This window comes from Burkholderia puraquae (assembly GCF_002099195.1).
Lineage (GTDB): Bacteria > Pseudomonadota > Gammaproteobacteria > Burkholderiales > Burkholderiaceae > Burkholderia > Burkholderia puraquae.
In genome coordinates this window covers 47,489-59,300 of the sequence record NZ_NBYX01000029.1, presented here as the reverse complement: position 1 = coordinate 59,300, position 11,812 = coordinate 47,489, and the positions used below count along the sequence as shown (strand labels likewise).

Sequence of the window (11,812 nt, the reverse complement as noted above, 5' to 3'; positions counted from 1 at the left end):
CCAGCGTTATACCCGGTCAAAAAAACGGGCACCGGCCGATCCGTCGGATGAATGTCCGATTCACGATAAAACTTGTCCGGACATTCTCAATACGCCACATTACACTTCTTTGACGCAGCAACGATTCAAGACGCGCCGATCCCCAGCAGAGCGCGCCCGCCACCTCAACTCGTTCAGCTCTCACATGGAAACCAGCCTCGACACCGGCTCCGCCGGCGCAGCCGCCGCCCAGCCGTCCGCGCCCCCCGTTACCCGCACCGTTTACCCGGTGCTCGGCGCGATCAGCTTCTCGCACATGCTCAACGACATGATCCAGTCGTTGATCCTCGCGATCTATCCGATGCTCAAGAGCCAGTTCGCGCTGTCGTTCGCGCAGATCGGCCTGATCACGCTCACCTACCAGATCACGGCATCGCTGCTGCAACCGCTCATCGGTCTCTATACCGACAAGCGTCCGAAACCGTATTCGCTGCCGGTCGGCATGGGCTTCACGCTCGCGGGGCTGCTGCTGATGTCGGTCGCACCGAATTTCCCGATGCTGCTGGTGGCCGCGGCGCTCGTCGGCTGCGGCTCGTCGGTGTTCCACCCCGAATCGTCGCGCGTCGCGCGGATGGCGTCGGGCGGCCAGCACGGGCTCGCGCAGTCGGTGTTCCAGGTCGGCGGCAATGCGGGTTCCGCGCTCGGGCCGCTGCTTGCCGCACTCGTGATCATTCCGCACGGCCAGCACAGCATCGCGTGGTTCTCGGCGGCCGCGCTCGTCGCGATGATCGTGCTCACGCAGATCGGCCACTGGTACAAGAAGCATCCGTCGATGAAGAAGAAGGCGGCTGCAGCCGGCCACCCGACGCTGTCGCGCGGCCGCGTGATGGGCGCGATCGGCGTGCTGGTGCTGCTCGTGTTCTCGAAGTACTTCTACCTCGCGAGCATCAACAGCTATTTCACGTTCTACCTGATCGACAAGTTCCACCTGTCGGTGCAGGCCGCGCAGATCCACCTGTTCGTGTTCCTCGCGGCCGTGGCGGCCGGCACGCTGATCGGCGGGCCGGTGGGCGACCGGATCGGTCGCAAGTACGTGATCTGGGTATCGATCCTCGGCGTCGCGCCGTTCACGCTGCTGCTGCCGTACGCGAACCTGTTCTGGACGAGCGTGCTGACCGTGATCATCGGTATCGTGCTCGCGTCGGCGTTCGCCGCGATCCTCGTCTATGCGACGGAACTGATGCCCGGCAAGGTCGGGATGGTCGCGGGCCTGTTCTTCGGCTTCGCGTTCGGGCTCGGCGGGGTCGGTGCGGCCGTGCTCGGCCAGCTCGCCGACGCGACGAGCATCACGTTCGTCTACAAGGTGTGCTCGTTCCTGCCGCTGATCGGCGTGCTGACGGTGTTCCTGCCGAACCTCGAAAGCAGCCGGCGCAAGAAGGCGTGACGAGCCGGCCGCGGCGTGCGCGCCGCGGCCGCTCGAACGGCTCGAATGAAGGAATCAGGAAAACGACGGCGGCTTCAGGCCGCCGTCGTCGCATGCAGCGTCAGGAAACGCTTGAGGATGCCCGACGAATAGCTGCTCGCGATCGCCGACAGGAAGTGCGAGAACGACTGCGTCGCGTGATCGTCGGCCGCATCGGAGATCGTGCGTACGAGCGCGAACGGCACCTCGTGCTCCGCGCACACCTGCGCGATCGCGGCCCCTTCCATTTCGACCGCGAGCGCGTCCGGCAGTGCGTCGCGCAGCGCGACGACCTCGCGCTCGCTCGACACGAAGCGGTCGCCGCTGATGACGAGCCCTGCATGCAGCGTCGCACGGGCCAGGCCGAAGCGCGCGGCGAACTGCGCACCCTCTTCCGCGACGAATTCCGTACACGCGGCCCGCAGGCGTGCCGTCAGCGCCGCATCGGTCGCGAAACGCGTGATGCCGAGCAGCGGCACCTCATAGCGCGGAAAGAGCGGCGATGCATCGAGATCGTGCTGCAGCAGCGTATCGGCCACGACGACATCGCCCACGCGCACCGTGCGCGACACGCCACCCGCGACGCCGGTAAACACGACGCCCGCCACGCCGAACACGTGGATCAGCGCGCTGACCGTCGCGGCGGCCGCCACCTTGCCGACCCGTGCGAGCGTCACGACGCAGGCCGCGCCGTGCACGGTGCCGACGTGATAATCGCGACGGCCGAGCGTGACCGTCTTCATCGCACCGTCAGCACGCATCGCGGCGATCAGGTCGCCGAGTTCCTCGGGCAGCGCGGCCAGAATGCCGAGCGGACGGGGCGAAGCCGTACCCGCCATGTCGATGCCCATCATTCCACCGCCTGCAGTTTCGCGACCGCGAGCGCAAGCCACTTCTCGCCGTGCCGCTTGAATTTCACCTGCGCCTTCGCATCGGTGCCGTTGCCTTCGAGCGCGGTGACCGTGCCTTCGCCGAACTTGGTATGGAACACCTGCTGGCCGACCCGGAAGCCGGCGTCGGCCGCGCGCTGCTTGTCGGCAAATGCGGGCAGCGGCGCGGACACGGCCGGGTCGACGATCTGCTCGCGGCTGCCGCCGCCCGGCCGCGCGAACCAGTCGCGCCCGTACCCGGCGTTGTCCGACCGGCCGCCCCAGCGCGAACCGGCCTCGACCTTCGGCGTCAGCCACTTGAGCACGTGTTCGGGCAGCTCGTCGAAGAAGCGCGAGCGCACGTTGTAGCGCGTCTGGCCGTGCAGCATCCGGCTCTGCGCGAACGACAGGTAGAGCCGCTCCTTCGCGCGCGTGATCGCGACGTACATCAGCCGGCGCTCTTCTTCCAGGCCGTCCGATTCGAGCACGCTGTTCTCGTGCGGGAACAGCCCTTCCTCGAGGCCCGTGATGAACACGGCCGAGAATTCGAGCCCCTTCGCCGCGTGCACCGTCATCAACTGCACGGCGTCCTGCCCGGCCTGTGCCTGGTTGTCCCCGGCCTCCAGCGACGCGTGCGACAGGAAGCCGGCGAGCGGCGTCATCGTGTCGGGGTTCTGTGCCGGGTCGGCGGGCGATACCGGATCGAGCACGTCGACCGCCGGATCGTCCGTCGCGGTGCCGAGCTCGGGCGCCGCGATCGCACCGGCGCGCAGCGGGATCGAACGGGCCGGCGTGTCGAGCCCGTAGCCTTCCTCGGCGATGAACGCGGTGGCCGCGTTCACGAGTTCCTGCAAGTTCTCGAGACGGTCCTGGCCTTCGCGCTCGCCCTGGTAGAAATCGGCGAGACCGCTGGCGCGCACGATGTGCTCGACGGTGTCGGGCAGGTTCATGTGCTGCGTATCGGCGCGCATCTTCGCGACCAGGTTCGCGAACCCGCCGAGGCTCGTGCCGGCCTTGCCGGTCACGTACGGAATCGCGGCGGCCATCGAACAGCCGTACAGGCGCGCGGCGTCGGCCAGCTGCTCGATCGAGCGCGCACCGATCCCGCGGGTCGGGAAGTTCACGACGCGCACGAACGCGGTGTCGTCGTTCGGGTTGTCGATCAGGCGCAGGTACGCGAGCGCGTGCTTCACTTCCTGGCGCTCGAAGAAGCGCAGGCCGCCGTACACGCGATACGGGATGCCCGACGACATCAGCGTGTGCTCGATCGAGCGCGACTGCGCGTTGCTGCGGTACAGGACGGCCACTTCGCTGCGCGCCATCCCCGTGTTGATCAGCGAGCGGATCTCCTCGACGATCCAGCCGGCTTCCTGCGAATCGGTGCTCGCCTCGTACACGCGCACGGGCTCGCCGTGGCCCGCATCGGTGCGCAGGTTCTTGCCGAGACGGTGCGCGTTGTTCGAGATCAGCTGGTTCGCCGCGTCGAGGATGTTGCCGTGCGACCGGTAGTTCTGCTCGAGCTTGATCAGGTTGCGCACGCGGAATTCGTCTTCGAAGTCGCGCATGTTGCCGACGTTCGCGCCGCGGAACGCGTAGATCGACTGGTCGTCGTCGCCGACCGCGAAGATCGCGTTCTCGCCGCCCGCGAGCATCTTGAGCCACGCGTACTGCAGCTTGTTGGTGTCCTGGAACTCGTCGACGAGGATGTGCCGGAAGCGCGCCTGGTAGTGCGCACGCAGCGGCGCGTTGTACGCGAGCAGCTCGTAGCAGCGCAGCAGCAGCTCGGGGAAATCGACGACGCCCTCGCGCTGGCACTGCTGGTCGTATGCCTGGTACAGCTCGACGAACTTGCGGTTGAAGTTGTCGGACGCGTCGACCTTGTCGGGGCGCAGCCCCTGCTCCTTCGCGTTGTTGATGAAGTACTGCACGTTCTTCGGCGGGTACTTCTCGTCGTCGACGTTCGCCGCCTTCATCAGCCGCTTGATCGCGGACAGCTGGTCGGCCGTATCGAGGATCTGGAAGGTCTGCGGCAGGCCGGCGTCGCGCCAGTGCGTGCGCAGCATCCGGTTGCACAGGCCGTGGAACGTGCCGATCCACATCCCGCGCGTGTCGATCGGCATCATCGCGGACAGGCGCGCCATCATCTCGCGCGCGGCCTTGTTCGTGAAGGTCACGGCGAGCACGGTGGGCGGCGACGCGTAGCCCTGCTGGATCAGCCACGCGATGCGGGTGATCAGCACGCGGGTCTTGCCGCTGCCCGCCCCTGCAAGGATCAGCGCCGGTTCGTTCGGCAACGTGACGGCGGCGAGTTGTTCGGGGTTCAGATTGGCGAGCAGGTCGGGCATGGAGCGGCAGCTAACGGGCGAGAAAAATGCGGACCCGACATTATAAGTCGACCGCGCGATGCCGTTCCCGATCCGTTCGATCGACCGTCGCAGCCGCGTGGCGACCGCGTCGCGACGGGCCCGCGCCGGCAACGCGATGGCTGGTCGATGTGCATCCATTTATAATTGTCAGATTCGGCATCCAATTCACGCATTTTTCGGCAGATTTCCAACATGAGCGACAACACGCTTGCGAAGAGTTTCGAACCCCACACCATCGAGTCCCAATGGGGGCCGGAGTGGGAAAAACGCGGCTATGCGGCCCCGGCATTCGACCCGGCCCGCCCCGATTTCGCGATCCAGTTGCCGCCGCCGAACGTGACGGGCACGCTGCATATGGGGCACGCGTTCAACCAGACGATCATGGACGGCCTCGCCCGCTACCACCGGATGCTCGGCGAGAACACGCTGTGGGTGCCCGGCACCGACCACGCGGGGATCGCGACCCAGATCGTCGTCGAGCGCCAGCTCGACGCGCAGGGCGTGTCGCGCCACGACCTCGGCCGCGAGAAGTTCGTCGAGCGCGTGTGGGAATGGAAGGAAAAATCCGGTTCGACGATCACCGGCCAGGTGCGCCGTCTCGGTGCGTCGACCGACTGGTCGCGCGAATACTTCACGATGGACGACAAGATGTCGGGCGCCGTGCGCGACGTGTTCGTCACGCTCTATGAACAGGGCCTGATCTATCGCGGCAAGCGCCTCGTCAACTGGGATCCGGTGCTGCTGACCGCCGTGTCGGATCTCGAAGTCGTGAGCGAAGAGGAAAACGGCCACCTGTGGCACATCCGCTACCCGCTCGTCGACGGCTCGGGCTCGCTGACCGTTGCAACGACGCGCCCGGAAACGATGCTCGGCGACGTCGCGCTGATGGTCCACCCGGAAGACGAGCGCTACGCGCACCTGATCGGCAAGCTCGTCACGCTGCCGCTGACGGGCCGTGAAATCCCGGTGATCGCCGACGACTACGTCGACCGCGAGTTCGGTACGGGCGTCGTGAAGGTCACGCCCGCGCACGACTTCAACGACTACCAGGTCGGCCAGCGCCACAAGCTCGCACCGATCGAGATCCTGACGCTCGACGCGAAGATCAACGACAACGGCCCCGAGCAGTATCGCGGCCTCGACCGCTTCGACGCGCGCAAGGCGATCGTCGCCGACCTCGACGCGGAGGGCTTCCTCGACTCGGTGAAGCCGCACAAGCTGATGGTGCCGCGCGGCGACCGCACGGGCGTCGTGATCGAGCCGATGCTGACCGACCAGTGGTTCGTCGCGATGACGAAGCCGGCGCCGGAAGGCACGTTCCATCCCGGCAAGTCGATCACGGAAACGTCGCTCGACGTCGTGCGCAGCGGCCAGATCAAGTTCGTCCCGGAAAACTGGACGACCACCTATTACCAGTGGCTCGAGAACATCCAGGACTGGTGCATCTCGCGCCAGCTGTGGTGGGGCCACCAGATTCCCGCGTGGTACGGCGAGAACGGCGAGGTGTTCGTCGCGCGCAACGAGGAAGAAGCGCGCGCGCAGGCTGCCGCGAAGGGTTATGCGGGGGCGCTGAAGCGCGACGAAGACGTGCTCGACACGTGGTTCTCGTCGGCGCTCGTGCCGTTCTCGTCGCTCGGCTGGCCGAACGAAACGCCTGAACTGAAGCACTTCCTGCCGTCGTCCGTGCTCGTCACGGGCTTCGACATCATCTTCTTCTGGGTCGCCCGGATGGTGATGATGACCACGCACTTCACGGGCCAGGTGCCGTTCCATACCGTCTACGTGCACGGCCTCGTGCGCGACGCGGAAGGCCAGAAGATGTCGAAGAGCAAGGGCAACACGCTCGACCCGATCGACATCGTCGACGGCATCGACCTCGACACGCTGGTCGCGAAACGCACGACGGGCCTGATGAACCCGAAGCAGGCCGCGACGATCGAGAAGAAGACGCGCAAGGAATTCCCGGACGGCATCGCTGCGTTCGGCACCGACGCGCTGCGCTTCACGATGGCATCGATGGCGACGCTCGGCCGCAACGTGAACTTCGACCTCGCACGCTGCGAAGGCTATCGCAACTTCTGCAACAAGCTGTGGAACGCCACGCGCTTCGTGCTGATGAACTGCGAAGGCCACGATTGCGGCAGCGACAAGCCGGAAGTCTGCGGCGCGGGCGATTGCGGCCCGGGCGGCTACCTCGACTTCTCGGCGGCCGACCGCTGGATCGTGTCGCTGCTGCAGCGCACCGAGGCGGACATCGCGAAGGGCTTCGCCGATTACCGCTTCGACAACATCGCCAGCAGCATCTACAAGTTCGTGTGGGACGAGTACTGCGACTGGTATCTCGAACTCGCGAAGGTGCAGATCCAGAACGGCACGCCGGAACAGCAGCGCGCGACGCGCCGCACGCTGCTGCGCGTGCTCGAAACGGTGCTGCGCCTCGCGCACCCGATCATCCCGTTCATCACCGAAGCGCTCTGGCAGAAGGTCGCGCCGCTCGCGGGCCGCTATCCGCAGGGCATGGCCGAGGGCGTTGCGTCGCTGATGACGCAGGCGTACCCGGTCGCGAACCTGCAGAAGATCGACGAGGCGTCCGAGCAGTGGGCGGCCGACCTGAAGGCGATCGTCGACGCGTGCCGCAACCTGCGCGGCGAGATGAGCCTGTCGCCGGCAACCAAGGTGCCGCTGCTTGCAGCCGGCGATGCCGAACGCCTGCGCTCGTTCGCGCCGTACGTCCAGGCCCTCGCCCGCCTGTCGGAAGTGCAGATCCTCGCGGACGAAGCGACGCTCGACAAGGAAGCGCACGGCGCGCCGATCGCGATCGTCGGGCCGAACAAGCTGGTGCTGAAGGTCGAGATCGACGTCGCGGCCGAGCGCGAGCGCCTGTCGAAGGAAATCGCGCGCCTGACGGGCGAAATCGCGAAGTGCAACGCGAAGCTCGGCAACGAGGCGTTCGTCGCGAAGGCACCGCCGGCCGTGGTCGAGCAGGAGCAAAAGCGCGTCGCGGAATTCCAGAGCACGCTCGAGAAACTGCGCGCGCAGCTCGATCGGTTGCCTGCGTAACAAACCGTAAGGTCGTTTGCGTTCACTATAATGCGAACGTGAACATAGACCCGTCTGACAAGTCGATTACAGGAATAAAGGTTCGATCATGTTGAAAGTTACCAAGGCGGTGTTCCCCGTGGCCGGTCTCGGCACGCGGTTCCTCCCGGCTACGAAAGCAAGCCCGAAGGAAATGCTGCCGGTCGTCGACAAGCCGCTGATCCAGTACGCAGTCGAGGAAGCGATCGCCGCCGGCATTACCGAGATGATCTTCGTCACCGGGCGCAGCAAGCGCGCGATCGAGGACCACTTCGACAAGTCGTACGAGGTCGAGGCCGAACTCGAGGCGCGCGGCAAGGAAAAGCTGCTCGAACTCGTGCGCAGCATCAAGCCGAGCCATGTCGACTGCTTCTACGTACGCCAGCCGGAAGCGCTCGGCCTCGGCCACGCGGTGCTGTGCGCGGAAAAGCTCGTGGCCGACAACCCGTTCGCGGTGATCCTCGCCGACGACCTGCTCGACGGCAACCCGCCCGTGATGAAGCAGATGGTCGACGTGTTCGACCACTATCACAGCTCGGTGATCGGCGTCGAAGAGATCCCGCCGTCGGAGACGAAGTCGTACGGGATCGTCGACGGCAAGGAGTGGGAGGAATCGATCGTCAAGATGTCGGCGATCATCGAGAAGCCGGCGCCGGAAGTCGCGCCGTCGAACCTCGGCGTGGTCGGCCGCTACATCCTGAAGCCGCGGATCTTCGAGCACCTGCGCGCGCTGAAGCCCGGCGCGGGCGGCGAGTTGCAGCTCACCGACGCAATCCAGGCACTGCTCGCCGATGAACAAGTGCTCGCCTACAAGTACCAGGGCACGCGCTACGACTGCGGCAGCAAGCTCGGCTACCTGAAGGCGACGGTCGAATTCGCACTGCGCCACGCGGAAGTCGGCGCGGAATTCGACGCGTACCTGCGCGCGCGCGGAGGCGCACACCCGGCCGACTGAACACGGCAAGGGCACAAGGGCTCGCCCCGCGGCGGCCCCGCCCTCACCTCACCGGCCGCCGCTCAGCGTGCTTCGGCCGGCTTCACCGAGACGACGCCCGGCATCCCGCCCGCGTCGTCTTTTTTCGTCTTGACGAGCCAGCCGCCGCCGTCGCCGAACGGCACCTTCGCGAGCGCGCTCTTCACGAGCGCCGGCACGGCCTGCTGTGTACCGGGGTCGCGATCGCGCAGCGCGGCCGATACGCGATAGACGTCCGCGCCCGATTTCGCGTCGACGAAACGCAGCGTCAGCACATGGCGATAGACGCGGCCCATGAACGGCAGCGCGAACGGCGCCGGCCCGTCGACCGTCACGCATGCGCTGCTCGCGGCACCGCACCCGTCGGCGCTCGCCGCGACCGCGGCCGGCTGCGTTGCATACGCGATCGACAGCCGGTAGCGCGCAGCCGCGAGCGGCTTCGCATCGAAGCCGCGGTGCGCGAGTTCGTCACGCACGAGCGTCTCGATCCGCCGGTATTCGGCATCGTCGGCCTGTGCGGCCGTCCGCACGAAATCGTAGCCGTGCGCGCCGGATGCGAACGCGCTCGGCTGCCCGACCGTGCTCACGCCGCTCGTCACGCCGGCGCAACCCGTCAACAGCGACGCCGCCAGCGCGGCCGCTGCCCATTCCTTTCTCATGGCTTTCCCCAAATGCCTGCCGTCGTGCCCGGCCCTGTCAGGCGGACGGCTCGTCGATCGCGGGCAGCGACACCGTCACCGCGGTGCCGACACCCACCTCGCTGTCGACCGACACGCTGCCCCCATGGCGCGTGACGACCGTCTTCACGAATGCCATGCCAAGCCCGGAACCCGAGATTTCGGGCCGCTCGCCGGCATGGAATCGCTTGAAACGCTCGAACAGATGCCGCTGATCCTCCGGCGCAATGCCGTATCCCTGATCGCGAATCGTACAGAACAACCGTTTCGACACGTGCTCGACCGCCAGCGTACACGTGATCACGGTATCGGACGGACTGTATTTGACTGCATTGTTGAGCAGGTTCACGAACGCGCGCGTGATCAGCGAGCGGTCCGCGCGCACCCAGCACATGCCGGTGCCGACGTCGGTGTCGACACGGATACGCTTCGCCTGCGCCTGCGGCCACACCTCGTCGCTCGCATCGATCAACACGTCGACGAGGCTCGTCACCTCGAGCTGGTACACCTGCGACTCCGCACGCGCCAGCTGCACGAACTCGTCGGCCAGCGACAGCGCACGGTGCGCATAGCGCTCGATCCGCGCGAGCAGCCCGCGCATCGCATCGCTCTCGGCGCGGTCGCGCTCGATCTCGACGAGCGCGAGAATCGACGACTGCGGCGAGCGCATGTCGTGCGACAGCAGGTGCAGCGCTTCCTCGCGCTGCCGCTCGGCCGCGTGCAGTTCGGTCACGTCGACGAGGCCGGCGATCCAGCCCGTCACGCGGCCCTGCGCGTTCGTGCAAGCTGCGTAGCGTAGCAGATGGTCGAGCCCGTCGCGATCGCGCACCTCGATGCCGCGCGCCATCGCGTCGTGTTCGGCCTCGAGCGTCGGGTCGAGCACCGCCGGCCAGTGCTCGCGGATCGCCACGTCGTGTTCGGTGTTGCCGTCGACGGTCTTCATGAAGGTCAGCTCGCCGAGCGCGGTGCGCAGCGGCCGACCTTCCGGCAGCGGCAGCGACAGGCGTGACCCGTAGCGCTTGGCCGCATGGTTCGCGATCAGCACGGTGCCGGCCAGGTCGGTCACGAAGATCGGCTCGGGCATGCTGTCGAGGCTGTCCCACACGAAGCGCTTCATGTCCTGCACGCGCTGCGCGGCTTGCGCCATCAGCGCCATCTGCCGCTCGAGCACGTCGCCGCCGACGCTGCGCGTGCGCGGCGCCTCGGGCAGCAGGTGCGGCTCGTCGGCGAGCCGCTGCAGCTCGCGTCGCAGGTACGACATCGTCATTTCCAGGCGCCGCCAGTTCCAGATCGGGTAGACGGCGACCAGCCCGAAAATCGCGGGCGCCGGCGACAGCCAGATGCGCGCCTCGAACAGCAGCGCCAGGCTCGCAACGACAGCGAGCACGGCAAGGCTCAGCGTCAGCAGCAGCGCGCGCCACGGCGACAGCATCAGGAAGCCGCCCAGCAGCACGGCGAGCGGCAGCAGCGACGCGACGAACAGCGCGGCGCGAGACGCGGGCGAGATCGCGCTGCCGGTCGCCAGCATGTCGAGCACGTTGGCATGGATATACACGCCGGCGAGCGGCCCGAACTCGCCGGACACGGGCGTCGCGAAACGGTCGTACAGCCCCGACGCCGTCACGCCGACAACGACGATCTTGCCGCGCAGCGCGTCGGGCTTCACGCGCCCTTCGAGCACGTCGTCGAACGACAGCGTCGGGTACGCGGGCGTGTTGCGGCTGAACGGGATCAGGTAGCGGCCCTCGCCGGCTGCGTCGCGCGACAGGTCGTGCGCATGCGCGCCGGGTGCGCCGCCGACCGGATGCAGGCGGCCGGCCTGGATCGTGCGATACACGGGCACCATCAGTTGCGGCCAGCGTACGCGGCCGTCGCTTTCGAACAGCGCAACGCTGCGTACGATGCCGTCGCGGTCGACTTCGAGGTTGATGTGGCCGAGCCCCACCGCGCGCGCCGCGAGCGCGGCCACCGGCGGATCGACCACACGCGAGCCGTCGGCCTGCTCAGGGCTCAGCAGCACGGGCAGGAAGGTCGGCACGCGGCTCATCGCGTCCGCGAATGCGCGATCTTCCGGCGACGGTTCGGTAAACAGCACGTCGTAGACGACGGCGGCCGGCTGCGCGCGCGCCAGCGTGTCGAGCAGCCGCGCATGCACGTCGCGCGACCACGGCCAGCGGCCGAGCGCGGTCACGCTCTGGTTGTCGATGTCGACGACGACCACGTCGGGCGACAGCGGCAGGCTGCGCAGCATCAGTAGCCGGTCGTAGATCAGGCCATCGACGCTCGACGACAGGCGGCCGAGCGCGCACGCGAGGATCACCGCGATCCCGAGGCAGCCGATCGCGATCCATTCGATCAGGAAGCGGCGGCCGAGGTGCCGCCGCGGGGAAACGGAATCGGGTTTCATG

At 67.2% G+C, this 11,812-nt stretch carries 7 protein-coding genes; 3 read left to right on the top strand and 4 right to left on the bottom strand.

Annotated elements, in window-relative coordinates:
• Window positions 1–184: 184 nt before the first annotated feature.
• Window positions 185–1,423: an MFS transporter gene (locus tag B7G54_RS33890; protein ID WP_085043071.1), complete on the top strand. Its 1,239-nt coding sequence runs from the start codon at window positions 185–187 to the stop codon at window positions 1,421–1,423.
• Window positions 1,424–1,497: 74 nt separating this feature from the next.
• Here B7G54_RS33890 and B7G54_RS33885 read toward each other — a convergent pair whose 3' ends face one another.
• Together B7G54_RS33885 and B7G54_RS33880 are read right to left on the bottom strand one after the other, a co-directional pair.
• The gene (locus tag B7G54_RS33885; RefSeq protein WP_085043070.1) at window positions 1,498–2,295 is read right to left on the bottom strand and encodes a 5'-methylthioadenosine/adenosylhomocysteine nucleosidase; all 798 of its coding nucleotides are present in this window, start codon (window positions 2,293–2,295) and stop codon (window positions 1,498–1,500) included.
• Entirely contained in the window at window positions 2,292–4,655 is a 2,364-nt protein-coding gene (locus B7G54_RS33880; protein ID WP_085043069.1) for a UvrD-helicase domain-containing protein, read from the bottom strand. The genes B7G54_RS33885 and B7G54_RS33880 overlap by 4 nt, the downstream gene beginning before the upstream one ends.
• A gap of 213 nt (window positions 4,656–4,868) precedes the next feature.
• Here B7G54_RS33880 and B7G54_RS33870 point away from each other — a divergent pair, with 213 nt between their 5' ends.
• Both B7G54_RS33870 and galU read left to right on the top strand, forming a co-directional pair.
• On the top strand, window positions 4,869–7,736 hold the full coding sequence (locus B7G54_RS33870; protein ID WP_085043068.1) for a valine--tRNA ligase: 2,868 nt from the start codon (window positions 4,869–4,871) through the stop codon (window positions 7,734–7,736).
• An 88-nt stretch (window positions 7,737–7,824) separates the two neighbouring features.
• A complete protein-coding gene (galU, locus tag B7G54_RS33865) occupies window positions 7,825–8,709 on the top strand; it encodes a UTP--glucose-1-phosphate uridylyltransferase GalU (RefSeq protein ID WP_085043067.1) in 885 nt (294 codons plus the stop codon).
• 62 nt (window positions 8,710–8,771) lie between these two features.
• On the opposite strand, the gene B7G54_RS33860 is transcribed toward galU, so the two are convergent.
• Window positions 8,772–9,386 (bottom strand): DUF4136 domain-containing protein, encoded by a 615-nt coding sequence (locus B7G54_RS33860; RefSeq protein WP_085043066.1) that lies wholly within the window; start codon window positions 9,384–9,386, stop codon window positions 8,772–8,774.
• A 37-nt stretch (window positions 9,387–9,423) separates the two neighbouring features.
• The gene (locus tag B7G54_RS33855) at window positions 9,424–11,811 is read right to left on the bottom strand and encodes a CHASE2 domain-containing protein (protein WP_085043065.1); all 2,388 of its coding nucleotides are present in this window, start codon (window positions 11,809–11,811) and stop codon (window positions 9,424–9,426) included.
• Window position 11,812: the final 1 nt, after the last annotated feature.

What these genes read in the sequence shown, in the direction of transcription:
- B7G54_RS33890 (WP_085043071.1), top strand. Translation starts at nt 185, where the DNA reads ATGGAAACCAGCCTCGACACCGGCTCCGCCGGCGCAGCCGCCGCCCAG.
- B7G54_RS33885 (WP_085043070.1), bottom strand. Translation starts at nt 2,295, where the DNA reads ATGATGGGCATCGACATGGCGGGTACGGCTTCGCCCCGTCCGCTCGGC.
- B7G54_RS33880 (WP_085043069.1), bottom strand. Translation starts at nt 4,655, where the DNA reads ATGCCCGACCTGCTCGCCAATCTGAACCCCGAACAACTCGCCGCCGTC.
- B7G54_RS33870 (WP_085043068.1), top strand. Translation starts at nt 4,869, where the DNA reads ATGAGCGACAACACGCTTGCGAAGAGTTTCGAACCCCACACCATCGAG.
- galU (WP_085043067.1), top strand. Translation starts at nt 7,825, where the DNA reads ATGTTGAAAGTTACCAAGGCGGTGTTCCCCGTGGCCGGTCTCGGCACG.
- B7G54_RS33860 (WP_085043066.1), bottom strand. Translation starts at nt 9,386, where the DNA reads ATGAGAAAGGAATGGGCAGCGGCCGCGCTGGCGGCGTCGCTGTTGACG.
- B7G54_RS33855 (WP_085043065.1), bottom strand. Translation starts at nt 11,811, where the DNA reads ATGAAACCCGATTCCGTTTCCCCGCGGCGGCACCTCGGCCGCCGCTTC.